This is a genomic window from Serratia nevei (genome assembly GCF_024160145.1).
Lineage (GTDB): Bacteria > Pseudomonadota > Gammaproteobacteria > Enterobacterales > Enterobacteriaceae > Serratia > Serratia nevei_A.
The window spans coordinates 111,615-136,624 of record NZ_JAMYWQ010000007.1; the positions used below are offsets into that span (position 1 = coordinate 111,615).

The 25,010-nt window shown below is 59.8% G+C and carries 35 protein-coding genes; 16 read left to right on the plus strand and 19 right to left on the minus strand.

Features of this window, described 5'->3' with window-relative positions; translation table 11 throughout:
* Positions 1-24: 24 nt before the first annotated feature.
* Positions 25-477: a GNAT family N-acetyltransferase gene (locus M6G53_RS07630; RefSeq protein WP_253330230.1), complete on the minus strand. Its 453-nt coding sequence runs from the start codon at positions 475-477 to the stop codon at positions 25-27.
* A gap of 100 nt (positions 478-577) precedes the next feature.
* Here M6G53_RS07630 and M6G53_RS07635 point away from each other — a divergent pair, with 100 nt between their 5' ends.
* On the plus strand, positions 578-1,312 hold the full coding sequence (locus M6G53_RS07635; RefSeq protein WP_253330232.1) for a class I SAM-dependent methyltransferase: 735 nt from the start codon (positions 578-580) through the stop codon (positions 1,310-1,312).
* 62 nt (positions 1,313-1,374) lie between these two features.
* Here M6G53_RS07635 and M6G53_RS07640 read toward each other — a convergent pair whose 3' ends face one another.
* Positions 1,375-1,872: a GNAT family N-acetyltransferase gene (locus M6G53_RS07640; RefSeq protein ID WP_087762388.1), complete on the minus strand. Its 498-nt coding sequence runs from the start codon at positions 1,870-1,872 to the stop codon at positions 1,375-1,377.
* On the opposite strand from M6G53_RS07640, the gene M6G53_RS07645 reads away from it, so the two are divergent.
* Complete coding sequence (locus tag M6G53_RS07645; protein ID WP_253330233.1) at positions 1,865-2,191, plus strand: hypothetical protein; 327 nt, start codon at positions 1,865-1,867, stop codon at positions 2,189-2,191. The two genes, M6G53_RS07640 and M6G53_RS07645, sit on opposite strands and share 8 nt — an antisense overlap.
* Positions 2,192-2,267: 76 nt before the next feature.
* Here M6G53_RS07645 and M6G53_RS07650 read toward each other — a convergent pair whose 3' ends face one another.
* Entirely contained in the window at positions 2,268-2,783 is a 516-nt protein-coding gene (locus M6G53_RS07650; protein WP_038872776.1) for a DUF1543 domain-containing protein, read from the minus strand.
* Between the two features lie 120 nt (positions 2,784-2,903).
* Here M6G53_RS07650 and M6G53_RS07655 point away from each other — a divergent pair, with 120 nt between their 5' ends.
* Positions 2,904-3,086, plus strand: coding sequence for a GDFGVC terminal motif YodC-like protein (locus tag M6G53_RS07655; RefSeq protein WP_253330235.1), 183 nt, complete (start codon positions 2,904-2,906; stop codon positions 3,084-3,086).
* A 32-nt stretch (positions 3,087-3,118) separates the two neighbouring features.
* Here M6G53_RS07655 and M6G53_RS07660 read toward each other — a convergent pair whose 3' ends face one another.
* Together M6G53_RS07660 and M6G53_RS07665 are read right to left on the minus strand one after the other, a co-directional pair.
* Positions 3,119-3,397, minus strand: a complete 279-nt coding sequence (locus M6G53_RS07660) for a GNAT family N-acetyltransferase (protein WP_004928983.1) — start codon at positions 3,395-3,397, stop codon at positions 3,119-3,121.
* Between the two features lies 1 nt (position 3,398).
* Positions 3,399-3,629: a (4Fe-4S)-binding protein gene (locus M6G53_RS07665; RefSeq protein WP_253330237.1), complete on the minus strand. Its 231-nt coding sequence runs from the start codon at positions 3,627-3,629 to the stop codon at positions 3,399-3,401.
* Between the two features lie 193 nt (positions 3,630-3,822).
* On the opposite strand from M6G53_RS07665, the gene M6G53_RS07670 reads away from it, so the two are divergent.
* Complete coding sequence (locus M6G53_RS07670; RefSeq protein ID WP_253330239.1) at positions 3,823-4,236, plus strand: DoxX family protein; 414 nt, start codon at positions 3,823-3,825, stop codon at positions 4,234-4,236.
* Positions 4,237-4,286: 50 nt separating this feature from the next.
* On the opposite strand, the gene smrA is transcribed toward M6G53_RS07670, so the two are convergent.
* Positions 4,287-4,859, minus strand: a complete 573-nt coding sequence (smrA, locus tag M6G53_RS07675) for a DNA endonuclease SmrA (RefSeq protein WP_253330241.1) — start codon at positions 4,857-4,859, stop codon at positions 4,287-4,289.
* A gap of 184 nt (positions 4,860-5,043) precedes the next feature.
* Here smrA and M6G53_RS07680 point away from each other — a divergent pair, with 184 nt between their 5' ends.
* Both M6G53_RS07680 and M6G53_RS07685 read left to right on the plus strand, forming a co-directional pair.
* Entirely contained in the window at positions 5,044-5,379 is a 336-nt protein-coding gene (locus M6G53_RS07680) for an MbeD/MobD family mobilization/exclusion family protein (RefSeq protein ID WP_253330243.1), read from the plus strand.
* A gap of 67 nt (positions 5,380-5,446) precedes the next feature.
* Positions 5,447-5,893 (plus strand): DUF1198 family protein, encoded by a 447-nt coding sequence (locus tag M6G53_RS07685; protein ID WP_253330245.1) that lies wholly within the window; start codon positions 5,447-5,449, stop codon positions 5,891-5,893.
* A 26-nt stretch (positions 5,894-5,919) separates the two neighbouring features.
* Here the strand turns inward: M6G53_RS07685 and M6G53_RS07690 are convergent, their stop codons facing one another.
* From M6G53_RS07690 to M6G53_RS07700, 3 genes are all read right to left on the minus strand, one after another.
* On the minus strand, positions 5,920-6,258 hold the full coding sequence (locus tag M6G53_RS07690; protein ID WP_253330247.1) for a DUF2002 family protein: 339 nt from the start codon (positions 6,256-6,258) through the stop codon (positions 5,920-5,922).
* Between the two features lie 102 nt (positions 6,259-6,360).
* The gene (locus M6G53_RS07695) at positions 6,361-7,533 is read right to left on the minus strand and encodes an MFS transporter (RefSeq protein WP_253330249.1); all 1,173 of its coding nucleotides are present in this window, start codon (positions 7,531-7,533) and stop codon (positions 6,361-6,363) included.
* Between the two features lie 90 nt (positions 7,534-7,623).
* Positions 7,624-8,529, minus strand: a complete 906-nt coding sequence (locus M6G53_RS07700) for a LysR family transcriptional regulator (protein WP_253330251.1) — start codon at positions 8,527-8,529, stop codon at positions 7,624-7,626.
* A 105-nt stretch (positions 8,530-8,634) separates the two neighbouring features.
* On the opposite strand from M6G53_RS07700, the gene M6G53_RS07705 reads away from it, so the two are divergent.
* Together M6G53_RS07705 and M6G53_RS07710 are read left to right on the plus strand one after the other, a co-directional pair.
* Positions 8,635-10,017, plus strand: a complete 1,383-nt coding sequence (locus tag M6G53_RS07705; RefSeq protein ID WP_253330253.1) for an MFS transporter — start codon at positions 8,635-8,637, stop codon at positions 10,015-10,017.
* On the plus strand, positions 10,014-10,394 hold the full coding sequence (locus M6G53_RS07710; RefSeq protein ID WP_253330255.1) for a DUF4440 domain-containing protein: 381 nt from the start codon (positions 10,014-10,016) through the stop codon (positions 10,392-10,394). The genes M6G53_RS07705 and M6G53_RS07710 overlap by 4 nt, the downstream gene beginning before the upstream one ends.
* 195 nt (positions 10,395-10,589) lie before the next feature.
* Here the strand turns inward: M6G53_RS07710 and asr are convergent, their stop codons facing one another.
* Positions 10,590-10,940, minus strand: a complete 351-nt coding sequence (gene asr, locus M6G53_RS07715; RefSeq protein ID WP_004928953.1) for an acid resistance repetitive basic protein Asr — start codon at positions 10,938-10,940, stop codon at positions 10,590-10,592.
* Between the two features lie 196 nt (positions 10,941-11,136).
* On the opposite strand from asr, the gene M6G53_RS07720 reads away from it, so the two are divergent.
* Complete coding sequence (locus tag M6G53_RS07720) at positions 11,137-12,105, plus strand: nickel/cobalt transporter (protein WP_253330256.1); 969 nt, start codon at positions 11,137-11,139, stop codon at positions 12,103-12,105.
* Between the two features lie 92 nt (positions 12,106-12,197).
* A complete protein-coding gene (locus tag M6G53_RS07725) occupies positions 12,198-12,506 on the plus strand; it encodes an ElaB/YgaM/YqjD family protein (RefSeq protein ID WP_253330258.1) in 309 nt (102 codons plus the stop codon).
* 60 nt (positions 12,507-12,566) lie between these two features.
* Here M6G53_RS07725 and pdxR read toward each other — a convergent pair whose 3' ends face one another.
* Positions 12,567-14,000, minus strand: a complete 1,434-nt coding sequence (pdxR, locus tag M6G53_RS07730) for a MocR-like pyridoxine biosynthesis transcription factor PdxR (RefSeq protein ID WP_253330260.1) — start codon at positions 13,998-14,000, stop codon at positions 12,567-12,569.
* Positions 14,001-14,096: 96 nt separating this feature from the next.
* On the opposite strand from pdxR, the gene M6G53_RS07735 reads away from it, so the two are divergent.
* Positions 14,097-14,528 (plus strand): carboxymuconolactone decarboxylase family protein, encoded by a 432-nt coding sequence (locus M6G53_RS07735; protein ID WP_253330262.1) that lies wholly within the window; start codon positions 14,097-14,099, stop codon positions 14,526-14,528.
* Between the two features lie 138 nt (positions 14,529-14,666).
* Here the strand turns inward: M6G53_RS07735 and M6G53_RS07740 are convergent, their stop codons facing one another.
* A complete protein-coding gene (locus M6G53_RS07740) occupies positions 14,667-14,936 on the minus strand; it encodes a hypothetical protein (protein WP_253330264.1) in 270 nt (89 codons plus the stop codon).
* 242 nt (positions 14,937-15,178) lie between these two features.
* Positions 15,179-15,409, minus strand: coding sequence for a hypothetical protein (locus tag M6G53_RS07745; RefSeq protein WP_253330266.1), 231 nt, complete (start codon positions 15,407-15,409; stop codon positions 15,179-15,181).
* Positions 15,410-15,589: 180 nt separating this feature from the next.
* Here M6G53_RS07745 and nrdH point away from each other — a divergent pair, with 180 nt between their 5' ends.
* The 4 genes from nrdH to nrdF are packed head-to-tail and all read left to right on the plus strand — an operon-like array spanning position 15,590 to position 19,340.
* On the plus strand, positions 15,590-15,820 hold the full coding sequence (gene nrdH, locus M6G53_RS07750; protein ID WP_253330269.1) for a glutaredoxin-like protein NrdH: 231 nt from the start codon (positions 15,590-15,592) through the stop codon (positions 15,818-15,820).
* A 9-nt stretch (positions 15,821-15,829) separates the two neighbouring features.
* Complete coding sequence (gene nrdI / locus M6G53_RS07755) at positions 15,830-16,234, plus strand: class Ib ribonucleoside-diphosphate reductase assembly flavoprotein NrdI (protein ID WP_015378865.1); 405 nt, start codon at positions 15,830-15,832, stop codon at positions 16,232-16,234.
* The gene (gene nrdE / locus M6G53_RS07760; protein WP_301286155.1) at positions 16,216-18,360 is read left to right on the plus strand and encodes a class 1b ribonucleoside-diphosphate reductase subunit alpha; all 2,145 of its coding nucleotides are present in this window, start codon (positions 16,216-16,218) and stop codon (positions 18,358-18,360) included. The genes nrdI and nrdE overlap by 19 nt, the downstream gene beginning before the upstream one ends.
* A gap of 8 nt (positions 18,361-18,368) precedes the next feature.
* On the plus strand, positions 18,369-19,340 hold the full coding sequence (gene nrdF / locus M6G53_RS07765) for a class 1b ribonucleoside-diphosphate reductase subunit beta (RefSeq protein WP_253330271.1): 972 nt from the start codon (positions 18,369-18,371) through the stop codon (positions 19,338-19,340).
* 43 nt (positions 19,341-19,383) lie between these two features.
* Here nrdF and M6G53_RS07770 read toward each other — a convergent pair whose 3' ends face one another.
* From M6G53_RS07770 to M6G53_RS07790, 5 genes are all read right to left on the minus strand, one after another.
* Entirely contained in the window at positions 19,384-19,671 is a 288-nt protein-coding gene (locus tag M6G53_RS07770) for a type II toxin-antitoxin system RelE/ParE family toxin (protein WP_253330273.1), read from the minus strand.
* A complete protein-coding gene (locus M6G53_RS07775; RefSeq protein WP_253330275.1) occupies positions 19,671-19,958 on the minus strand; it encodes a CopG family ribbon-helix-helix protein in 288 nt (95 codons plus the stop codon). Before M6G53_RS07775 ends, M6G53_RS07770 begins: the two co-directional genes overlap by 1 nt.
* A 77-nt stretch (positions 19,959-20,035) precedes the next feature.
* A complete protein-coding gene (locus M6G53_RS07780; RefSeq protein ID WP_253330277.1) occupies positions 20,036-20,194 on the minus strand; it encodes a DUF1289 domain-containing protein in 159 nt (52 codons plus the stop codon).
* 64 nt (positions 20,195-20,258) lie between these two features.
* On the minus strand, positions 20,259-20,999 hold the full coding sequence (locus M6G53_RS07785; protein WP_253330279.1) for an SDR family oxidoreductase: 741 nt from the start codon (positions 20,997-20,999) through the stop codon (positions 20,259-20,261).
* Between the two features lie 152 nt (positions 21,000-21,151).
* Positions 21,152-22,096: an MBL fold metallo-hydrolase gene (locus M6G53_RS07790; RefSeq protein ID WP_253330287.1), complete on the minus strand. Its 945-nt coding sequence runs from the start codon at positions 22,094-22,096 to the stop codon at positions 21,152-21,154.
* Between the two features lie 206 nt (positions 22,097-22,302).
* On the opposite strand from M6G53_RS07790, the gene M6G53_RS07795 reads away from it, so the two are divergent.
* Positions 22,303-23,274: a patatin-like phospholipase family protein gene (locus M6G53_RS07795; protein ID WP_253330289.1), complete on the plus strand. Its 972-nt coding sequence runs from the start codon at positions 22,303-22,305 to the stop codon at positions 23,272-23,274.
* A 97-nt stretch (positions 23,275-23,371) separates the two neighbouring features.
* Here M6G53_RS07795 and M6G53_RS07800 read toward each other — a convergent pair whose 3' ends face one another.
* Positions 23,372-24,727 carry a 2-hydroxycarboxylate transporter family protein gene (locus M6G53_RS07800; protein ID WP_253330291.1) on the minus strand — a complete coding sequence of 452 codons (1,356 nt, stop codon included), beginning with the start codon at positions 24,725-24,727 and terminating at the stop codon, positions 23,372-23,374.
* Between the last annotated feature and the right edge of the window lie 283 nt (positions 24,728-25,010).

Sequence of the window (25,010 nt, forward strand, 5' to 3'; positions counted from 1 at the left end):
GCTGAATGGCCAAACCACGAGCGATCACAGCGTCCGCGAATAAACCCGCGAGGCGTCGCCCCAGGGGTGATACCCGAGCCCGTTATAAACGAAGCCGCTGCGCTCGTAGTAGCCTTCCAGATCGGTGCACAGGTGCAGCTGCGGGAAGCCCAGCCGGCGGGTTTCCGCCGCCACATGCTCAATCAGTTTGGCGCCGTAGCCCCGGCCGCGCTGCGCTTCCTCTACGTAGAGTGCGCACAGCCAGGGATACAGTTCGCCACGGCTGATAAAGTCGTTGGTGATAAGCCCCGCACAACCGAGGATCTGGTCATTTTCCATCAGCAGGTACCACTGCGGCAGCGGGTTGGCGGCGCCGAGGCTGCGCTTGATGGCGTCTTCATACATCATCAGCGTCTGTGCCGTGGCCCAGTGCCGCTGAAAATACGCAATGGCGCGCGGCGCCAGCTCGGGCGCTTGCCGCACCGAAATCATGTCCATCGTCATTCCCGTTATTCATGTTGTCAGCGTAGAATTATGCAGCACTATGCACGGTATGGCAGCGGTATTCCGCCGCCGTCATTCACCCCAAGGAGTCATCATGACGCAAAACATCTATGACAATCAGACCTTTTTCGACGGCTATGCGCAGCTCAGCCGCTCGCAGCACGGCCTGGACGGCGCGCCGGAATGGCCCGCCATCCGCCGCATCCTGCCGGATTTGCAGGGCAAAAGCGTGGTCGATCTCGGCTGCGGCTACGGCTGGTTCTGCCGCAGCGCGCGCGAACAGGGCGCCGCCGAGGTGCTGGGGCTGGACGTCTCGCAAAAGATGCTGGCCAGGGCGCGGGAGATGACCGCCGACGCGGGCATCGCGTATCGTCGGCAGGATTTGGCGCAGCTGCAGCTGCCGCCGGAAAGTTACGATCTGGTCTACAGCTCGCTGACGCTGCACTACCTCGAGGATCTGGCCGCGCTGTTCGCCACGGTTTACGCCGCGCTGAAACCCGGCGGGCAGTTCATCTTCACCGCCGAGCACCCGATCTACACCGCCCCGGCGCAGCAGGGCTGGCTGACCGACGGCAACGGGCAGAAATCCTGGCCGGTGAACGGCTACCAGCGAGAAGGCCAGCGCGTTTCCAACTGGCTGGCGGAAGGCGTCATCAAGCAGCACCGCACGCTCGGCAGCTATATCAACCCGCTGGCGCAGCAAGGATTTATCATCCGACATTTGAACGAATGGGGCCCCAGCGCGCAGCAAATCGCCGCTAACCCGGCGCTGGACGAAGAGCAGGAGCGCCCGATGATCTTCATTCTCGCCGCCCGCAAACCCGCCTGATTCACCCGCAGTAAACCGTTCACATCATCACAGTTGGGGAGGCCGCCTCCCCCCAACGGCTATTATGCCGGCAGCGCCGCCCCGTGCGCCGCGAAGTGCGTCAACGCCTCACCCTCCATGCGATAGCGCACCCACTCGCCCTGCGGCTGTGCGCCGATGCTGAGGTAGAAATCGATGGCCGGTTGGTTCCAGTCCAGCACGCTCCACTCCAGGCGGCCGCACTGCCGCTCGCACGCCAGCTGGGCGATGTGCCGCAGCAGCTTTTTACCGGCCCCCGCGCCGCGATGCTTCGGCGCCACGTACAGGTCTTCCAGATAGATGCCGTTTTTACCCAGCCAGGTGGAGTAACTCATAAAGAACACCGCATAACCCGCCGGCTCGCCGTTCACCGTACAAATCAGCGCTTCGGAACAGGCGCCCGGCCCAAACAGGCTGCGTTCGATATCTTCCACGCTGGCCAGCACCTGCTCGCGCGCCTTTTCGTACACCGCCAGCTCGATAATCATATCCAGAATCAGTTGGGCGTCGCTTTTTTGCGCTGGGTAAATCTCGATGGTCATGGCAAATCCTGAGTGTGTTGATGACTGTTCTTGCCAGCATATCGCGCCTCAAATACTGTATGAACTGCATTTTTATCAACAGGTAATGAATATCATGCATCTGGATTTGAAGCGTCTCGATCTCAACCTGCTGCTGGTGTTTGAAGCGGTCTATCGGCTGCGATCGGTGACGCACGCCTTCGCTGCTGGGAGCGCCGTTCATCGTCGCCGACAGCGAACTGGTGATGAGCATGCCGCGCTACGCCGCGTAAAAATTGCGGCAGGCGGCGGCGCTGGATATCCACCCCCTGCCGTTTCCGGTGCCGCCGTATCAGATTAAAATCTACCTGCACCGCAAGAACGGCCGGCCGGAGGCCTGCCGCTGGCTGCGGCAACAGCTGCAGGCGTTGGCGGCGTTATAACGCGGGTTCGCCGATCGGCAGATACCCCTGCCACAGCGGCCGGGCCGGTTTGCCGTGCGGGTTGGCCCGCAGATGCACGTGGTAGCCCTGCAGCGCCTGCAGCAGCAGGCAGTCGTCCACCTCGGCCAGGTCATCCTTGTGCTGCTGCGCGCTGTCCGTCAGCAGCACCCGTTTGGCTTTCTCCTTCGCCTCGTCGGCGGAGCGCGCCACAAACAGGCCGAACTGGTGCAATTCCGCCAGCTCATCGCTGCGGTAGCCGCCCACGTTGACGAAAAACAGCTTCTCTTCACCGGCGAACGGCGCAGGCTCCAGGCTCACGTCGTAGCCGTCCGCCCAGTCGATGCGCGCGTAGCCGTCGACATGCACCTTGCGCTTATCGCCGAACCACTTTTCACGCAGCAGCGGATACGCCTCTTCCGGCCGATCCGCCGCCGCGAACTGCACGTCGTGCAACTCGATATTGGCGCCCGGCGCCGTACCGCCCACATAAAACATCAATAATCCCGGCATGTTAGTCTGCTCTCCTTGGTGACAATCGCTATATAAAATAATACATAACGAAACTCGTGCCAACGGCGGCGCCATTCTGTGTTATCAATAGGTGAGGTTTAATCTGTTGTGGAGGAACGCATGGCATTCAATATCGGTGATTTTGTTCAACGCACCACCGGCGGCCCAAAGATGACCGTGGTGGCAATTGACGGCGACACCCTGGTTTGCAGCTGGAATGAACTGGGTAAAGAGCAGCGCACGGAGGTGCAGGCCAGCGACGTGGCGCTGTACCACGAAGACGGCGATTTCGGTGTCTGCTGAATAACCGGGGCGCGCCGCGCCCCGTTATCGCCTTATGCGCGAATGTCCTGATAGGCCGGCGTGGTATCGAACTCATGTTTGGCGAACGGGCACAGCGGAATGATTTTGCGCTGCTCCGCGCGCATTTTCTCCACCACCAGCGCCACCAGCTTTTTGCCGACGCCCTGCCCCTTCAATGACTCATCCACCCAGGTGTGATCGATAATGGTCAGCTTGTCGCCGCTCGGCACGAAAGAGATCTCGGCGATCAGCTTGCCCTGCTCGTCATTGATATAAAAACGCTTGTCGTCTGCCAGTATTTTATGATCCATATTATTTCTCCCTATATTTAAGCGCGCCGCTGGGGCAGGTATCGATAACGCGTTTCACCTCGGCCGGATCGGCATTGTCCGGCATAATCCACGGGCGGCGATTCAAGGTAAAAATAGCCGCGTTGCCACGCACGCAGCGGGCGGAATGGCGGCAAACTGCGCCGTTAAAATAAACGTCAATCTTGTCGCCGGAATAACAACGATAGCCGGCGGCGGTCAATTCTTCGTCCATCACGACCTCACATTGCCTGTTTTATTGTTTTTGCTCCAGGCTCAAGTATAGGCAATACAGCCGGCTTCACCACGCATCCCTTCCGCCGAAAAAAAGAGGCGCAACCGCCCGCCGCCGCTAGAAAAAAACGTAAATTGTTCTAATCTTTATTCAGCAAGACAACATCATTCCGACAGTGGCTAAGGAGTTTGAAATGGGTGATAGCTCAAAAGACGGCGTTATTCTGCTGTCCCGCATATTACTGATGATTCTATTTATCATTTTCGGCTGGATGAAACTGGTCAACTTCGGTGCGACCGTCTCGGCGATGGAAGGCTACGGCGCGCCGATGCCATATTTGGCGGCGATCGTTGCCGTCGTGGTGGAGTTTATTTTCGGCATTGCGCTTATTCTCGGCCTGTTTACTCGCCCTATCGCGGTCATTTTCGCCCTGTACGTTTTGGGCACCGCATTTATCGGCCATCCGTTCTGGAAAATGACCGGTATGGAAATGATGGGCAACGAAATCAACTTCTTTAAAAACATCAGCATCATTGGCGGTTTGCTGTTGCTGGCGGTGACCGGCGCCGGCCGTTATTCGCTGGACTATAAAATATTTAATAAATAATTCATCGATGGCCGGCGACTGTCGCCGGCCATTTTATTTCGGCTATCCCTTCAACGGCTGCGCTTGGCGTGGCGCTCAAAGTTTTCCGCCCTGGCCTGCGCCGATTTACGCAGCGTGACGTAGCAGGCACCCTCGCCGCCGTCGCGCGGCAAGGCACGGCAAAACGCCTGCACCTGTTCAAACTGCGCCAGCCATTTGGCGACGTAACTGCGCACGATATTCGGGTGGCTTTCGTTCTGCCGCCCGCGGCCGTGCACGATCAGCAGCGAACGCAGGTTTTGCGCCTCCGCCTGCACGATGAAGCGAAACAGCGCCTGCCGGCTGGCTTCGACCGACTGACGCAGCAGGTTCAGCGACGCCTGCGGCGGGTAACGGCCGCTGCGCAGCTTGTCCAGCACGCCCTGTTGAATGCCCTCCCCTTTGAACGCCAGCGGTTGCTCGCAAGGGATCACCTCGAGAAAATCGGTGCTGAGGAAGTTTTCCTGCAGCCGCCGCTGCGCTTCGCGCCGCGCGCTTTTGTCCACCGCATCCTGCGGCTTGAGGTACAGCGTCTGCCGCCCGCTCGCCAGCGGCACCACGTCCGCCATTGCCTGTTCAAAAAAGTCTTTTTCCTGCTCGCTCATCTTCCACCTCTCTTGAACGGCAGCCTTTACGGCCGGGAATGGGGTCGATTGTAAGATGCCTTGGCGCGGTTGCAAGCCGGGAATTGTCAGCGGCAGTGGTCTCATTTGTCGCCAACGGGTGAGCTTACGAGCAGTTTTCGCTATACTGCTAAGCCATCATTGAGTGCCGCAAAGGATCGAGCCCATGACAATGCGCGAGCTGGAAATCCAGTTTCAAAATGCGATGAATGAGTTGCAGAGCAGCTTCGAACGGCAACACCGCGAATGGCAGCGGAGCTACCAGGCGTTGCAACAACTGCTGGAAGAAGCCAAACAGCGCGAAGCCGCCCTGCGGGCGCAAAATGAACAACTGGCGCGCAAACTGAGCACCGCCAGTTCGGTGCCGGAGCAGCACGCGCTGGTGAAGCAGATCAAAATGCTCGGCGCCCATCTGGATGCGCTGGCCAAAGACGCGGCCACCTTCAACCATCACCTGCACCAACAGCGTGCGGCCGATAATTTCAGCGGCGAACAGCATTGATAGCGGGCGCTGTCGCACAGCGCCTCCCGCCCCGTTTCTGGCGTATTGAGAGTGTAATAAAGCCTAAATGACCTGGATCATCCTCGCCGCCCTGATCGTCGTATTTATTATCGGTTACCGCATTTTGACGTCCGACACCCGTAAAGCCATCGATTCGTTGGCCCATCTGCTGAGGGTCAAACCGATGCTGATCGAATCGATGATCCAGGAAATGGGCGGCCGTCAAAGCCAGACCTTTATCCGCATGCTGAACAACGGCTACACCGAAGAGATGCACCAGGCCGCTTACCTGCTGTTCATCTACCTGACGTTCATCAAGCAGGCGGACGACGAGCAGACCGCCCTGTGGCGCGACGTACTGCTGCGCGCCGGGCTGTCGCCGGAGCTGCACGCCGAGCACACCGAAGCGGCGCTGTTTTACTTTGCCGAGCTGGATATCGATGCGTTTGAACTGGCGCAGTTCCGCCGCGCCTACAATGAGCGTTTCAACCGCGAAGCGTTGTCCCACGGCTGATCGCGTCCCCCTGAGCGGGGGACCGATTACAGGAACATGCTGAAAAGGTAGCGCGACAGCGCTTCGCGCGAGCTGAAACCGTGTGCGATGCCGTAACGCTGGTTCGGGGCGTCGCCGCTTAAATCCAGGGGAAACTCCAGATACTGCTCGCTGGTGCGCACCGGGGAGGTCGGCGTGGCGAAATGCACGCTTTTCTCTTTCAGCGCCGGGTGGATCACCAGCGCGGTTCTGCCCATCCGCGCTTCGCGATTCACATACACGTAGTGTGCGCCCTTGCGGTAGCCATAGGCCTGATCGGTGACATAATCACGCTCAAAGCCGGTATTCTCCAACACTTTAGCCACTTCATCCGGCCGTAAATACATCGATTCCTCCTCTCATTCTGGACCGCTGAGCGACCTTACCGTAATCATTCACCGAAACAATAATTTTCTGGAGAGGAATCCGGGTTTCAGACTATTCCTGAATCAAGCCCGGCTGTGCTGCAGCAAGCTCAGGGTGAGCAGCACGCCGAGCGCCACCAGCAGCGCCGCCGCCAGATAGATAGACGGCACGCCCGCCTGCCCGATCAACAGCCCGGCCAGCGGCCCGGTGATGCCCAGCGCCAGGTCGAGGAACGCCGAATAGGTGCCGAGCGCCGTGCCCTGATTCTGCGGCGGCACCTGTTTCACCGCCTCAACGCCCAGCGCCGGGAACACCAGCGAGAAACCGGCACCGGCCAGCAACGCCCCGGTTTGCACCATCCAGGGCTCACCGGCCTGCCAGATCAACAGCAGCCCGACAATTTCAACCAGCAACGACGCCAGCGTCACCTTCAGACCGCCGTGGCGATTGATGACATTGCTGAAGATCAGGCGGATGCCGACGAAGGCGCAGCTGAACAGCGTCAGTGAAAACGCCGCGCCGCTCCAGCCTTTGTCGGCATAGTACAGGGTGATAAAGGTGGCGATCACGCCGAAGCCGACGGTGCCCATCGCCAGCCCAAGGCCATAGGCCCAGATGCGGCCGAACACCGCGCGAAAGGCGATGCGCTGCCCGGCGGCGATCGAGACGTCCGGCTTGCCGCTGGCCAACAGCAGCGCCACCGCAACCGCCAGCACGATCAGCGCCGCCACCCCGGCCAATCCCCACTGCTGATTCAGGAACACGCCGAGCGGCGCGCCGGCCGCCATCGCCCCGTAGGTGGCGACGCCGTTCCAGGAGATCACCCGCGCAGTATGCATCGCCCCTACCCGGCCAATGCCCCACAGCGTAGAGCCGGTGCTGGCGAAGCTTTCGCCGACGCCGAGCAACACCCGCCCCGCGCACAGCAACAGCAGGCTGAGCCACGGGTCACCGTCAACCCCGAACGCCAGCGCGTAAAACAGGCCGCTGGCGCCGCAGCACGCCAGGCCGAACAGCACCACCTTCTTGGGCCCCAGCTGGTCGGCATAGCGCCCGGCGTGCGGGCGGCTGACCAGCGTGGCGAAGTACTGCGCGCTGATGATAAGCCCCGCCAGCACCGAGTTGTAGCCCAGGTGGTTATGCACGAATGCCGGCAACACCGCCAGCGGCAGGCCGATGGTCAGGTAGCAGACGAAAGTGAACATCACCACGGACAGAATGCGTCGGTTCAGCTGGAAGTTATTTTCTGCGGTCATCGAAGGTGGCTCGCATCGGACGGGGTAGACAGAGATGGCCAGCATACCCCGATGGGATCTGATGATAAATGAGAGAGTTATAACGAATTATTATTTCGCTAACGGTTTTATCGCCACCCGCGCGCGCAGAAAATCGATAAACGCCCGCACCTTCTCCGGCACGTGGCGAGTGTTCGGGTAGAGCGCATAGATGCTCTGCTCGGGGAAGCGGTGATCCGGCAGCAACCACCGCAGCCGGCCGGTGTCGATCTCCGGCTGCGCCAGCCACGCCGGCAGCAGCGCCACCCCGGCGCCATGCAGGGCGAACGCCAGCAATGCCGCGGCGCTGTCGCCGGTGAGCGTGGCGGCGTCCGCCACCTTGAACAGCACCGCTTCGCGCTGCGGCGTGACCACCTGCCAGCTGAGCGGCGAACTGAGCCGGCTGTGGGCAATCCACTGCGCCTGCGCCAGATCCGTCAGTGAATGAATTGGCCGTTCGGCCAGGTAATCCGGCGCCGCCACCGGAAAAATGGCGAAGCTGTCGATCCGCGCCGCGCGGTGGCTGGAGTCCGCCAACTGGCCCAGACGGATCGCCACGTCGAAGCGCTCCGAGATCAGATCGACGTGATAAGAAGAAGAGACATGCTGAATGCGCAGCCGCGGGTGCTGCCGCGAAAATGCCGCCAGCGCCGGCACCACCACCTGCGCACCATACTCCGGCGTGCTGGTGATACGCAGCACGCCACTCAACCCGTGGTGATCGCGGCGGACGTCGTCCAGCACGTTTTCCGCCTCCTGCAGCAGCTGCAGGCTGCGCTGGTAAAAGCGCTCACCGGCATCGGTCAGCGACAGCCGCCGGGTGCTGCGCGCCAGCAGTGACACCCCCAGCTCGTTCTCCAGTTGCTTGACGTTAAAGCTCACCACCGCCTTGGTTTGCCCCAGCGCCGCCGCCGCCGCGGTAAAGCTGCCCGCCTCCACCACCGCCGCGAAGATCGCCAGGCGCTGCAAATTCAGCATTTCGCCGCCCTTATTGTCAAAATAATTTTGACAGTGTAATCGCCCGCGGCCGATTTATCCGCACTTTTCCCCCCGATACACTGCTCGCCTTCAACCGGAGGCACCATGTCTTATCGCAGCAAAGTGGCAATCGTCTATCTGCTCGGCTTTTTCGTCGATCTGATCAATATGTTTATCGCCAACGTCGCCTACCCCGCCATCGGCCAGGCGATGCGGGCGTCGGTTAGCCAACTGGCGTGGGTCAGCAACGGCTATATTCTCGGCCTGACGCTGGTGATCCCGCTCAGCGCCTGGCTGGCGCAGCGCATCGGCGGGCGGCGGGTGTTCCTGCTGTCGCTGGCGCTGTTCCTACTGGCTACCCTCGGCGCGGGCAACGCCGACAGCATCGGCACGCTGATCGGCTGGCGCACCCTGCAGGGCATGGGCGGCGGCTTGCTGATCCCCATCGGCCAGACGCTGACCTACCAGCTGTACCGCAGCCATGAACGCGCCGGGCTGTCGGCGGCCATCATGCTGGTGGGGCTGCTGGCACCGGCGCTGTCACCGGCGCTCGGCGGCTGGCTCGTCGATCGGCTGGACTGGCGCTGGGTGTTTTTCGCCAACCTGCCGCCGGCGGCTCTGGCGCTGACGCTGGCGGCGCGGTGGCTGCGCGCGGAAGCACCTGAGACGGTGCGTAAACCGCTCGACGGCAAAGGACTGCTGAGCGCCTGCGCGGCGTTGACGCTGCTGCTGCTCGGCCTGACCCGGCTGAGCGAGGCCGGCCGGCAGGCTTCCGGCGCGGCGCTGCTGGCCGCCGGCCTGCTGGTGCTGGCGTACTATCTGCGTCATAGCCTGCGCGCGCCGCAGCCGCTGCTGAACCTGCGGCTGGTCGCCGATCCGCTGCTGCGCAACGCCATGGCGGTTTATTTGTGCATTCCCGGCCTGTTCATCGGCGTCAGCCTGGTGGCGATGCTGTATCTGCAAAACCAGCTGGGGATGCCCGCCGCCCAGGTCGGTGGCCTGATGCTGCCCTGGGCGCTGGCGTCGTTTCTCGCCATCACGCTGACCGGCAAAACCTTTAACCGGCTCGGCCCACGGCCGCTGCTGATCGCCGGCTGCCTGTTGCAAGGTGCCGGCATGCTGGCGCTGGCGCAGATCGACTTGGCAGGGCAGCACGCGTTGCAGATCGTCGCCTTCGCCCTGATGGGGTTCGGCGGCAGCCTGTGCAGCAGCACCGCGCAGAGCAGCGCATTCCTGCAGATCCCCGACGCTCAGTTGGCGGACGCCAGCGCGCTGTGGAACATCAACCGCCAGCTCAGTTTTTGCCTCGGCGTAGCGCTGCTCAGCCTGTTGCTGAATCTGCTGCTGAGCGTGTTGCCGCCCGCGGTGGCCTACCGCACCTGCTTCATCCTGGCGGGCGCCAGCGTATTTATCCCGCTGCTGCTGTGCCTGCGCCTCGCCAACCGCGCCATCGTGCGCCGACTCAACGCTCAACAGGAGATGTTATGAACCCGTATTTTACCGAAGTGATCGACGCCCACATCGCCATTGAACGCTGGCTGGGCAAAGGAAGCGGAGAAGAACAGGCGCTGCTGGCGCGCTTTACGCCGGATTTCAGCATGATCGCGCTGAGCGGCGCCGCGTTGGATTTCACCGCGCTGTGCGTTTTTTTCCACGCGCATCGTGCCGCCAAACCGGGATTGGAAATCGTGATAGAAGAGATGAAGCTGGTGGCCGAATGGCCGACGGGCGCGGTAGTCAGCTACCGGGAAAAACAGAGTCTGCCGGGGCAAAGCGCTACGTTGCGCTATTCCACGGTGGTCTTTGAACGTCAGCCCAACGCGCTCGGCTGGCGGCATTTGCACGAAACCGCCGCGGCGCAATAATTACAGAAAGCTGCCGGCCAAAAACAGTTCCCAGCCGACTACCACCCCGCACAGGGCCACCGCGCTGAAAATGACTTCAAACAGATAGCGATTGATCATCGTTCGTCGCCTCAAAAGAAGACACCCGGAAGAACCGGGTGTCTGGAGTACGGGCTGGAGAGTGCGGAACCTCTCGGTTCCGCAAACATCACTTAATTAAGCTTTTTTACCGGCTTTTTTGTGGTGTTTTTTAGCGGCCTGAGCTTTCTGCACTGGCGCTTTTTTGTGGTGCTTTTTAGCGGCCTGGGCTTTCTGAGCTGGCGCTTTTTTGTGGTGCTTTTTAGCGGCCTGAGCTTTCTGGGCTGGCGCTTTTTTGTGGTGCTTAGCTTTCTTGTGGTGCGTTGCTTTAGCTGGCGCTTTTTCAGCAGCAGCCGCTGGCGCAGCGGTAGTGGTGGTCGCAGCTGGTGCGGTGGTGGTAGCCGGAGCAGTAGCTGCAGTATCAGCAGCGAAAGCAACAGAAGACAGACCCATAGTGGCAGCAACGATCAGCGCTAATACTTTTTTCATCTTTAAATCCTCAGAGTGTTGTTTCGGTAAGCTCCGGTGGAGCCGTTGAAACAGATACTAGTGGAATCAAACTGCCGTTTCCGTGAGTGATTGGTTTCGCCGAGTAACCAAATGTACAGCGTTTGTGTACAGAGCTTGTTAACCCTGCGCGCAGGTATATGCTGAAGGAAATACCCCGGCACAGGTCGTCCACATCATGAAAACCGCCTCGCTGAAACATGCGCCCGGCCGCTTCGCCGGCCTGGCTCTCGCCGGTCTGCTGCTGTTGACGCTACTCTATCTGTTCGTGCGTCACTGGGCCGAGTTCGTGCAGTACTGCATTAACTTCCAGATTTACATGCACCGCTATCTGGTGCTTTATCTGCTGCAACAGCGCAACCATCAATACAGCGGCGGGCTGATGCTGATGCTGGCCAGCTTCGCTTACGGCTTCCTGCACTCCATCGGCCCCGGCCACGGCAAGTTTGTCATCACCACTTATCTGGCCACCCACCGCCAACAGCTGAACGCCAGCCGGCTGATCACCCTGCTGGGCAGCCTGATGCAAGGCGTAGTCGCCATTGTGTTCGTGGTGGTGCTGGCGGTGGCGCTCAACCTATCGATGGGCGATCTCAGCCTCAGCCGTTACTGGGTGGAAAAAGGCAGCGCGGTATTCATCGCCGTTTTTGGCCTGACGGTGATCCTGCGCGCCGGCGGCTGGCGCTGGCGGCGGCGGCCGATCATCAAAGCGCTGCACCCGGCCGACCACGCGCATACGGCGGCGTGCGACTGCGGCCACCGGCATCAACCCAGCGCGGACGAACTGACCGGTGGCTGGCGCAATGCGCTGTGGCTGATCGTCTCCATCGGCATTCGCCCATGCAGCGGCGCGATCCTGATTCTGGTGTTCGCCAACGCCATCGGCATGTTCACCTGGGGCGCGATCTCCGCCATGAGCATGGCGCTGGGCACCGGGCTGTCGATCATGATCCTCGCCACGCTGGTGCACCACGCGCGCGAGCGTTTTCTGGCCAACCAACCCGGCCTGACGGGCTATTATCTGGCGCAGGCGTCGCGTATCGCCGTGATGCTCGGCGGCGTGATCCTGATCCTGTTCGCGCTGGTGCTGTTCAATGCGGTGATCCCGGTCAGCGCCAACGGCGATTTTATCGCCGCCGGCTGCTAACGCCGATGAAATCGTCGTTTTTTTTGCGTTATCGTCACGCAAATCTCGGCATGGTCTACACTTAAACCACATGTGTCAAAATGGAGAGCCGAATGTTTAAGAAAGCGGAAAGAACAGAACGCGATATCGATCAGGACGTCACTCTGCTGGCCGATACGCTGGATGAAGTCTTACGCGAGTCCGGCGACAAGACCAAAGAGGAACTGAAAGAGCTGCACAGCAAGGCAAAAGGCGTGCTGCGCGACGCCCGAGCGCGCTTCAATGGTTCCACCAGTCTGACACAGCAAGCGCGCGACGCGGTCGATCAGGCCGACAGCTATGTGCGTGACAAACCTTGGCAGGGCGTGGGGATCGGTGCCGCCGTCGGCATCGTGCTCGGCGTGCTGCTGGCCCGGCGTTAACACCCCTGCAGTCATAAAGATAAAACAGATGTGCGTCTGGCCCGCGAAATCGCGGGCCGTTTAATTTGCGCGCCTGAACAGCTGCGCCAGCGCCTGCACCGCCCGCTCCGTCTCCTCTTGCCGGCTGAAATTGGCAAATCCCAACAGTAACCCCTGCCCCGCCGGATGGTCGATTTCCCAATCCGACAACGCCTGCGCCGCCAGCCCCTGTTGCCGCGCTTGCGCCGCCAACGGCGCATCCGCCAGGCCGTCGCGCAGCCGGGCCAACAGCTGAATACCCCCCTGCTGCGGCACCACCGTCAGCCACGCCCCCAGCTGCCGCTCCAGCGCCTGCGTCAACCCTTCGCGCCGCTGGCGATACAGCGGCCGCATGCGTTTCAGATGCCGATAGAAGTGCCCCTGCCGAATAAAATCCGCCACGCCGGCCTGCAGCAGCGGCGGGCAGCCGCAGCCGCGCAACCGGCTGCTGCGCACAAACGCCTCCGTCAGGCCGGCGGGCACCACCAGATAAGCCATGCGCAGCGCCGGGAACAGCGTTTTGCTGAAGGTGCCGGCGTACAGCACCCGCCCCTGAACATCGAGGCTTTTCAACGGCGGCAACGGCCGCCCGTGATAGCGAAACTCGCTGTCGTAATCGTCTTCGAGGATCCAGGCCCCACGCTGCTGCGCCCAGTCGAGCAGCGCCATCCGCCGCATCAGGCTGAGCGAGACGCCGAGCGGGCTTTGATGGGTTGGCGTCACCACCGCCAACCGCGCCGCCGGCTCAATCAGGATACCGGCGGCCACGTCCATGCCTTGCTCATCCACCGGCACGGCAACCGGCCTGACACCGGCAATCCGCAGCAACGGGCGCGTGACCGGATAACCGGGATCTTCTATCCACACCGCGTCGCCGGCGTGCAACAGCGTCTCCGTCACCCAGTCCAGCAACGCAGGATAGCCGGCACAGAGGAAAATTTGCTCCGGCCGGCAGCTGATGCCGCGCGACAGATGCAGATAATGGGCGATCGCCTCGCGCAGTTCGGGCAGGCCGCCGGCCGGCGGCAGCGCCAGCGAAGCCACCGTAGAGCCGCGTAACCGGCGGGCGACAATGCGCTGCCACAACGCCCGTGGAAACGCATCCAGCGCCGGCACACCCAGTTGAAACGGCTGCAGCATGCCCTGCGGCTGCAGCGGATCGGGCGCCATCGTCGGCAACGATTCCGCAACCGGCGGCGTGCCCGGTGCTCTGGGCTGCAGCTGCGGCGAAACATAGGTTCCGGCCTGCCCGCGGCTCTGCAAGAAACCTTCGGCGATCAGCTGCGCGTAGGCGCTTTCCACCGTGGCGCGCGCCACGCCCAGATCGCTCGCCAACCCGCGCACCGAGGGCAGCCGGCGGCCCGCCGCCAGGTTGCCCTGGGCGATGGCGTCTTTAATCCGCCGATAAATCTGCCGGTACAGCGGTTCGGCAAGCTGGCTGTCCAGCCGCAGCGAAGTCAGAAAGGGTTGCATCATGGCCTGGTTAAATAATCATTTTATGGCCCTATAGCATAGACCATAAGGCCGCTACAGTAGCGTCATGATTTCGTTACCTACCAATTGAGGTTGACCATGATTAAGCCACGTTTGAACTATGCCGAGCTGGCGCCCGCCCCGTACAAAAATATGGTGAGCGCGCTGATGGCGCTGGAGAAAGGCACCCTGGACAAGGCCACCATCGAGTTGATGTTTATGCGCGTATCGCAGATCAACGGCTGCGCCTACTGCCTGGACATGCACGGCAAAGCGCTGCGCGAAAGCGGCTTCAGCCACGCCAAACTCGATACGTTGGCGGGCTGGCGCGTCAGCCATGAATTCAGCGAGCGTGAACGCGCGGCGCTGGAGTGGGCCGAGTCGGTTACGCTGATCGCCGCCACCGGCGCGCCGGACAGCGCTTTCGCAGCGCTGAAGGCGCACTTCAGCGATACCGAGATCGCCGATCTGACCTTCGCCATCAGCATCATGAACGCCTTCAACCGACTGGCCGTCAGCATGCGCCAGTAATTGGCCTCCCAAAAGAAATAGCGACATTGCCTGCCTCTATTAAGAGACAGGCAAATAACTGCGGTATAACCAGGCACTGTCTGACAGACACCAGGATAAAAAGATGACCGTCAGACATAGCTCGAGCCATATAATGAATTACTTGACTGATTCCTCAGTCTTTTTATGTGCTCGCGCGGATGCCTTATGCGCTTCATCCGCCTTATGATGCGATTCTTCCAGGTGCTTTTTCCATTCCCCCTTCAGTTCAGAAATAACACCTTCATGCGAATGCTCGTGCGCATGCACGGCGGACTGATGGCGCAGGGCCAAATGTTTATGGTGAATAGCAGCCTCTTCATGTTTCTTTGCCGCTTCATGATGATGAATCGCAGTAATATGATGATTTTTAATCGCTTCTTTGGACATAAAATACTCCTTTTTTCATGTTTCAAATAGAATTAAATTAATCTGAGAATCTTGATAAAAAACCCTCGCACTAACCTTAGTGCAAATAAAAATATATTCCACACTGATTTTAAAATAAAAAAATAAATATAGATAAAACATATTAAAATCAAACCAGTGAAGCCAAATCAAGCCAGGTAAAAAAACAGACCGGGCCATGAGTCGCCAAGGAATATTTATATAATGCATTTAAGAAATAGAGATTATTTCCAGGATAAATAAAATACCATGATCATTGATATTAAAAATAACGTTACTTCGATAATAATTAAAAAAGCCAATAGCAGCGCCGCACATTCGACGCAGGGTACTTTTCTGGCACCACGCACCACGCCTGGAGGGGGCACATCGCGGGTAAGCGGCAAGTTTCGGCCCAAACCTGCGCGATCAAAAAATTTTTGCCTCGCTTTTTCCAGCCGCGGCGCGGCTTGCACCCTCACCCCGACAAAACACCATATATAGCGTGGTTGATAAAATAAATATCAACATATAGTATTTTATGGGTCAGCCGCAGGGAATGTCGTTCGGTTGATAACGCCGTCAGAAACGCCAGGAACGATGCTCCGTTATCTGACTTGTCCGCCTTTCCTTCAGCCTAAAGGTAAATGCGAATCATGAGCATTATTATTTACAGCAAGCCGGACTGTGTCCAGTGCAACGCCACCTATCGCGCATTTGACCAGCAGGGGATTGATTATCAGGTGATCGATCTCACCCAGGATCAGCAAGCGCTGAACCACGTTAAGTCCCTTGGTTATCAGCAAGTTCCGGTGATTGTCGCCGGTGACGATCACTGGTCCGGTTTCCGGCCGGACAAGATCGGCGCGCTGGCGCTCGCCTGCTGAGGCCCGCCGATGAATCCGCTGGTCTATTTCTCCAGCAGCTCGGAGAACACCCACCGGTTCGTTGAGAAACTGGGCCTGCCGGCGATCCGCATTCCGATCGCCGGCGCCCGCAGCAAGCTGCTGATGGAGCAACCCTATATCTTGATCGTGCCCAGCTATGGCGGCGGCAGCGCCGTCGGCGCGGTGCCGATCCAGGTGATCCGCTTTCTCAACGTTCCGCAAAACCGTTCATACCTGCGCGGCGTCATCGCCGCCGGGAACACCAACTTCGGCGCAGCGTACGGCATCGCCGGCGACATCATCGCCAAAAAATGCCAGGTGCCTTTCTTGTACCGCTTCGAGCTACTCGGCACCGCGCAAGACGTTGAAAACGTTCGACAGGGAGTAACCGCATTTTGGCAACGACAGAACTGACCAGGCCCGAGACGGGCGCGCAGGATTACCATTCGCTCAACGCGATGCTCAATCTTTACGATGCGGAAGGCCGGATCCAGTTCGATAAGGATCGGCTGGCGGCGCGGCACTACTTCCTGCAGCACGTCAACCAAAACACCGTATTCTTCCACAACCTGGAGGAAAAGCTGCGCTATCTGGTGGAGGAAGGCTACTACGAGCCGCAGGTGCTGGCGCAGTACCAATTCCCGTTTATCAAGCAGCTGTTCCAGCAGGCCTACGCCAAAAAATTCCGCTTCGAGACCTTCCTCGGCGCCTTTAAGTACTACACCAGCTATACGCTGAAAACCTTCGACGGCAAACGCTATCTGGAGCGCTACGAAGATCGGGTATGCATGGTGGCATTGACGCTGGCGGCAGGCGACACCGGGCTGGCGCAGGATCTGGTGGAGGAGATGATGTCGGGCCGCTTCCAGCCGGCCACCCCAACCTTCCTCAACTGCGGCAAACGCCAGCGCGGCGAGCTGGTCTCCTGCTTCCTGCTGCGTATCGAAGACAATATGGAATCGATCGGGCGGGCGGTGAACTCCGCGCTGCAGTTGTCGAAACGCGGCGGCGGCGTGGCCTTCCTGCTGAGCAATATTCGCGAGGTGGGCGCGCCAATCAAGCGCATCGAGAACCAGTCCTCCGGCGTCATTCCGATCATGAAAATGCTCGAAGACGCCTTCTCCTACGCCAACCAGCTCGGCGCGCGCCAGGGGGCCGGCGCGGTGTATCTCAATGCCCACCACCCGGACATTCTGCGTTTCCTCGACACCAAGCGGGAAAACGCCGACGAGAAGATCCGCATCAAAACGCTGTCGCTGGGGGTGGTGATCCCGGATATCACCTTCGAACTGGCGAAGAACAACGAAGAGATGTACCTGTTTTCGCCCTACCACGTCGAACGGGTGTATGGCGTGCCGTTTTCGGAGATTGCCGTCAGCGAGAAGTACCGCGAGATGGTGGACGACAAGCGCATCCGCAAGTCGCGCATCAACGCACGTGAGTTCTTCCAGGTGCTGGCGGAGATCCAGTTCGAATCCGGCTACCCGTACGTGATGTTCGAGGACACCGTCAACCGGGAAAATCCGATCGCCGGGCGCATCAACATGAGCAACCTGTGTTCGGAGATCCTGCAGGTCAACCGCGCCAGCACGTATCACGAGGATCTGAGCTACGATCGCATCGGCAAGGACATCTCCTGCAACCTCGGTTCGCTGAATATCGCCAAAACCATGGATGCGCCGGACTTCGGCAAGGCGATCGAGACCGCGATCCGCGCGCTGACCGCGGTGGCCGACATGAGCGATATCCGCTCGGTGCCCTCGATCGCCGAAGGCAACCGCAGCGCCCGCGCCATCGGTCTGGGCCAGATGAATCTGCACGGTTACCTGGCGCGCGAGCGCATCTTCTACGGCTCGGAAGAAGGCATCGACTTCACCAATCTCTATTTCTATACCGTGGCCTATCACGCCCTCCGCGCCTCTAATCGGCTGGCGATCGAGCGCGGCGGCGCGTTCGACGGCTTCGAGCACTCCCGCTACGCCAGCGGCGAATACTTCGACAAGTACACCGAGCGCGACTGGCTGCCGCAGACCGAGCGGGTGCGCGAGCTGTTCGCCGCCGCCGGCATCGCCATTCCGGGCCGCGACGAGTGGCGCGCGCTGCGTCAGTCAGTGATGATGCATGGGCTGTACAACCAGAACCTGCAGGCGGTGCCGCCGACCGGTTCGATTTCGTACATCAACAACGCCACCTCCAGCATCCATCCGATCGTTTCACGCATCGAAATCCGCAAGGAAGGCAAGATCGGCCGCGTTTACTACCCGGCACCGTACATGACCAACGACAACCTGGCGTATTACCAGGATGCCTACGAAATTGGCCCGGAAAAAATCATCGATACCTATGCCGCCGCGACGCAACACGTCGATCAGGGGCTGTCGCTGACGCTGTTCTTCCGCGATACCGCCACCACCCGCGATATCAACCGCGCGCAGATCTACGCCTGGCGCAAAGGCATCAAGACCATCTACTACATCCGCCTGCGCCAGATGGCGCTGGAAGGCACCGAGGTGCAGGGCTGCGTGTCCTGCTCGCTGTGAGGCAACTTATGACGACCGTAACATCGGCGCCGCTGGTGCGCGCCATCAACTGGAACATCATCGAAGACGACAAGGATCTGGAGGTGTGGAACCGCCTGACCTCCAACTTTTGGCTGCCGGAGAAGGTGCCGTTGTCCAACGATATCCCCTCTTGGGCCACGCTGACACCGAAGGAGCAGCAGCTGACCATTCGGGTGTTCACCGGGCTGACGCTGCTGGACACCCTCCAGAACACCGTCGGCGCCCCGGCCCTGATCGCCGATGCGCTGACGCCGCACGAAGAAGCGGTGTACTCCAACATCAGCTTTATGGAGGCGGTGCACGCCCGCTCATACAGCTCAATCTTCTCCACCCTGTGCCAAACGCCGGACGTGGACGACGCCTACCGCTGGAGCGAGGAAAACCGCGCGCTGCAGAAGAAAGCCGGCATCATTCTGGCGCACTATCGCAGCGACGATCCGCTGCTGAAGAAGGTCGCCAGCGTGTTCCTCGAGTCGTTCCTGTTCTATTCGGGCTTTTACCTGCCGATGTACTGGTCAAGCCGCGCCAAGCTGACCAACACCGCCGATCTGATCCGCCTGATCATTCGCGACGAAGCGGTGCACGGCTACTACATCGGCTATAAGTTCCAGAAAGGGCTGGAGAAGGTGGACGCCGCGCGGCGCCAACAGGTGAAAAACTTCGCCTTCGATCTGCTGCAGGATCTGTACGACAACGAGGTGCGCTACACCGAGGAGCTGTACGACGGCGTCGGCTGGACGGAAGACGTGAAAACCTTCCTGCACTACAACGCCAACAAGGCGCTGATGAATCTGGGGTATGAGGCGCTGTTCCCGCCGGCGATGGCGGAGGTCAACCCGGCTATCCTATCGGCATTGTCGCCGAACGCCGATGAAAACCACGACTTCTTCTCCGGCTCCGGTTCGTCTTACGTCATCGGCAAGGCGGTCAACACCGAGGATGAGGACTGGGATTTCTGACGGCATGACAACGATACCGGTCTTTCAGGCCGGTATCGTGCATTCAATACCCTTGTTCTTTCTGACTACGGATCGCCAGAACAAACGCCGTATCGATATCAGGGATATATTTGTAGAGCGCCAAATAACCGTGCGCTTGCTGCCCAATAATCAATTCACGCAGCCCTGCGCCAAGGGCTCGTCCGATTAATGGATTATGTTCCAATACCGCAATCGCCTGGATGATTTCCTGAATGCGCCGTCCTGAATCCGCGGCACCATGCTGAGCCAAATGAGCGAGAATACGTTCGATATCATCCCTGACCTCTGGCGCCAACTCGATATTTGCCATCAGCGCCCCAATTTTTTAACCGGAGGTTTAACAGCGTCAGTGTTACCCGCTGCGTAATTTTCCAAATAACCGCGTATCTCTTTCCAAGAGACAGTCTCTCCCGTCGCAATGATCTTGGCATAGCGTTTTTCCGCTTCATTCTCAAAGTCGCGGCGCAGCTCTTCTTGCTGCGTTTTCTCCGCTATGGCCTGCAAAATAAAGCTGTGAGACGTCACGCCAGCCTGCTCGGCGACGGCAGCAACTCGGGCTTTAAGCTCATCTGGAATACGGATGGTCGTCGTCGACATAATCGCTCCCAACGTCGGTCAATCACATGTAGCTCAATTGTGCTACATGAAGTCTGGCAGCGCAATAATGCTGGGGATTATTTCACCCACTGACGCAGCTCAAGCCGCCGCCAGATGGCGATCTCCGCCCGCGTGCGCCGGCATCCCCGGCACCGCCGGGTTTCGTCGTCGATGCGGCACAGGCTGACGCAGGGCGATCTCACGCCGTGCCGGGATTGCTGATTGTCGCCCGCCATAAACCGCCCTTGATATGATGTGTGCCGCCACAGGATACCCGATCCTGCGACGGCGCGTCGTCAATCAGATGATGCCGCCGTTGGCGCGCAGGGTTTGTCCGTTGATCCAGCCGCCGTCGGCCCCGGCGAGGAAGGCCACCGCCGCGGCGATATCTTCCGGCGTGCCCAGGCGCTCCAGCGGCGCCATCTTCGCCAGCCGCTCGATAAGCTCCGGGGTTTTACCGTCGAGGAACAAGCCGGTGGCGGTCGGCCCCGGCGCGACGGCGTTCACCGTGATATTGCGGCCGCGCAGCTCTTTTGCCAGCACGCTGGTCAACGCCTCGATCGCCGCCTTGCTGGCGGCATACATGCCGTACCCCGGCTGCAGCAGCCCTACCACGCTGGAGGAGAAGTTGATGATGCGGCCATTGTCGCGCAGGCGCTTCGCCGCTTCACGCATGGTGTTGAAGCTGCCTTTCAGGTTGATGTCGATCAGGCGATCCGCGTCTTCATCGCGCATATCCGCCACCGGCGCCAGCGCGATCACCCCGGCGTTGTTGACCAGCACGTCGATGCCGCCAAACGCCTGTTCGGCGCTGTCGAACAGGCGGGCGACCGCGACCGCATCGCTGACGTCGGCTTTGGCGCCGCGCGCGCGGCCGCCCGCCTGTTCTATCTTGCGCACCAGTTCATCGGCCGGCGCCGGATTGCCTGAATAGTTGATGATGACGGTAAAGCCGTCGGCGGCCAGACGCTCGGCGATAGCGGCGCCGATGCCGCGCGATGCGCCGGTGACGATGGCGACGGAGTGAGTTTTCTGGTTCATCGGGAGCTCCTTAAAGAAAACAACAGGCATGACGTTAATCATGCACTCTTTATCACGGCGAATAAGCCCCGATTCTCTGGCATCATAATCCCAAATTATCGAACAATGCGTCTGGGCTCGTGCGATGGCCGCCCAACGGGCGGCCATCGCCGTTACAGCGCGCCGTAATTCAGCGGCACCCAGTTGTACCCTTCGCCCTGGCGGTTCAGGTAGCCCAATCCGGGGAACGACAGGTGCGCGCCGCCCACCAGCTCACTCTGCCGTGCGCTGTCGCCGAACACCCGCAGCCGCTGAGCGACCGCCGCCTTGGCGTCGCTGTCAAAGCTGATAGCCACCTTCGGATGCGGCATCTGCACCGCCGCTACGTGGATCAGATCCCCCAGCAGCAGCAGCTTGTTGCCCTGGCTCGTCACCTGATAGACGCTGTGACCCGGCGTATGCCCGTGGGCGGCAAAGGCGGCGATGCCCGGCGAAAGCTCGCCGTCGCCGTTGAACGGCTTAAAGTGGCCGGCCGCCTGGTAAGGCTTGATCGCCGCCTGGGCTCTTTCGAAGTTGCTTTTATTTTCCGCGTTGGCCCGTTTCAGCTGGTCGGCGCTCAGCCAGAAGTCCGCGTCCTGGCTGGCGGCGCGCACCACCGCATTGGGGAATACCGCCTTGCCGTCGCGCGTCAAGCCGCCGAGGTGATCCGGGTGCATGTGGGTCAGGTAGATCTCATCCACCTGCTCCGGCTGGTAGCCCGCCGCACGCAGGTTATCCACCAGCTTGCCCAGGCCGTCCCCCAGCAACTGGCCGGCACCGCTGTCGACCATCACCAGCTTGTCGCCGGTATTGATCAGATAGGCATTGACCGAGGTCACCACCGGCAGGCTTTGATGCCGTTCGGCCAACCCAGCGGCGATCTGCTGCGGCGTGGTGTTCAGCAACAGCTTGTCCGCCGGCAAGCGAATGACGCCGTCGGACAACGCGGTCACTTCAAAGCTGCCCAGCATGATGCGGTAAAATCCCGGCGTCGGGGTTTTGGCCTGCGGCGCGGCGGCGCCAGCCTGTAATGACATAACGGCCAGCGCCGCGCCCAGCAGACAACGTTTCCAGAACATGATGACTCCTTGCGAGAATTGGACAGCGCTAAGTATTGACGCAAAAAGCCCGATGCGCCTGTTTAATAAATTCCTTTGATAAATATATAAATAATATATTTATTATGAATAATTTTGTTTGCCGAGCCACACAACCCCAATCCATATTTTCTCGCTCGCCACTTGGTTATTTTTCTTACTCCCTAAACCACGAGTAAGGAAATATCATGAACTATCAATTCGAAAACCTGGTCTTTGAAGGCGGCGGCGTAAAAGGCATCGCCTATGGCGGCGCGCTGGAATTGCTGGAAGCCAAAGGCATCATGCCGCAGATCAAGCAAACCTCCGGCGCCTCGGCGGGCGCCATCGCCGCGCTGCTGGTCGGCCTGGGCTGCAGCTCGGCAGACGTCACCAAAATTCTGTCGGCGATGGATTTTAAAAAATTCCTCGATTATAACGGCGGCTTTTTCGGTACGCTCCAGGACGCCTATCGCCTGTTCAATCAATACGGCATCGCGCCCGGCGATTATTTCTACCAATGGTCGCGCGATATTATCAAGCAATATACCGGCAAGCCGGATATTACCTTCGAGCAGTTCGAAGCGATGAAAGCGGCGAAAGGGTTCAAGTCGATTTACTTTATCGGCGCCAACCTCAACAGCGGCCAGCGCGAGGTCTATTCGCATCGCACCACGCCGCGCATGAAAGTGGCGGACGGCCTGCGCATTTCGATGTCGTTCCCGTTCGCCTTCGTGGCGAAGAACAATACCCTGGGTGACCTGTGCATCGACGGCGGCATGATCGACAACTACCCGGTGCGGCTGTTCGACTATGACTTTTCCGCGACGCCACCTTATATCGACAGTTCCAGCCAGCGTATCAACACCCGCACCCTGGGCCTTCGCCTGGACTCCGCCGGCGAAATCGCCCAGGCCGCCGGCCAGGCCGGACCGCGCACGCAGGTCAACAACCTGTTCGATTTCACCCTGGCGGTGGCCAACGTGATGCTGGACATCCAAACCAAGGTGCACCTGGACAGCGATGACTGGAAGCGCACCGTGTATGTTGACACGCTCGACGTCGGCACGCTGGAATTCGGCATCAGCGAGGAGAAGAAACGCGCGCTGATCGAATCCGGCCGCCGCGGCGTAGAGCGCTACTTCACCTGGTACGACACCGCCATGAAACAGGCAGCGTAACCGGTATTATCCCTGCCCGCGCGTACGGCCGACGCGCGGGCAAAAAAATCCCCGCGGGGGCGGGGAAAGGCAAAGTAACGCTAAGGATTTATAGGAGTTATACGAAGAACTTGGCCAACACCAGCAGCGACAGCGAGACGTTGATAGCGCCCCCGATCCGGGTGGCGATCTGGGCGAACGGCATCAGCGACATGCGGTTGCCGGCGGTGAGGATCGCGACGTCGCCGGTGCCGCCCTGTCCGCTCTGGCAGCAGGAGACGATCGCCACGTCGATAGGGTGCATGCCGATTTTCTTGCCGACGAAGAAACCGGTCGCCACCAGCGCGCTGACGGTCGTGACGATCACGATCAGATTCTGTACGGTGAACGCGTCCACCAGCTCCTGCCACGGCGTAATGGCCACCCCGACCGCGAACAGGATCGGATAGGTCACGGCGGTGCGGAAGAATTTGTACACCACCTGCGAACCTTCCTGAATACGCGGCGACACCCCGTGCGCCAGCTTCACCGCCACGGCGGCGAACAGCATGCCCACCGGCGCCGGCAGACCGATCAGGCGGTGCAGCAGCATACCCACCATATACAGCAGGATGGCCAGCAGCGCGCCACAGGCGATGGTGCTGACGTCCACCTTGCCGCTGATTTTTTCCACCGCGTCCATGTCGCTGTCGCCCTGCTTGCTCGGCATCAGGCTGCCTTCGCCGGTCAGGTGCGGATAACGCTTGCCCAGCTGGTTGAGCAGGCCGGCGATGACGATGGCGGTCAGGCTGCCGAGCATCACGATCGGCAGAATGCGCCCCAACGCCACGCCCTGCTCCATATGCAGGATCGCCGCGTAGCCCATCGACAGCGGGATCGCCCCTTCACCCACGCCGCCGGCCATGATCGGCAGGATCAGGAAGAAGAAGATCTGGAACGGCTCCAGGCCCAGCGCCATGCCGACGCCCATCCCCACCAGCATGCCGACGATCTCGCCGCACAGCATCGGAATAAAGATGCGCAGGAACCCCTGGATCAGCACCTGGCGGTTCATGCTCATGATGCTGCCGACGATGATGCAGCAGATGTAAAGATAAAGAATGTTGGTCGATTTGTAGAACTTGGTGGTCGACTCCACCACTACGTCCGGCAGCAGGCCGTAGTGCACCAGCGCGGAAGGAATGAAGGTGGCGCAGATCGCCGCCGCGCCCATTTTGCCGATCAGCGGCAGGCGCTTGCCGAATTCGCCGCAGGCGAAACCGAAGAACGCTAAGGTAGCCACCATCACCACGATATCGCTCGGCAATTTGCCTTCCAGGCAGTCGAGCAGAATCAATACGCCGGCCAGAATAAAGAACGGTAACGGAATAATCCCTACTTTATAATTGTCCAGTATCCGCCACCATTTCTCACGCAGAGGAATATCGGCGGCCTTGTCTTTGGCTACGAGGTAAGAATCATCTGTTGTGCTCATAATCTGGCCTCTTATTAGTTTGTTCAGCCATCATAGAGAAGCGCACGGATTATCTGCTGTGATTATGTTCAAAGTTAAAAAGGGTTTTTAATGGTGGTTATGGTTTCTATGGGGTTAATTAAGATTATGTAAAAACCGGCGTGGTTTTAATGGTGTTAATGGCGCTTTTATTTTAAAGCTTATCAACTTTATCGCAGACCAACCCTTTTCGATCGCTTCACTCTAATCCCGTGTGAGGGATCACAAGTTGATCGGGCGCAATATTACAGACCCCGCTTCTCGT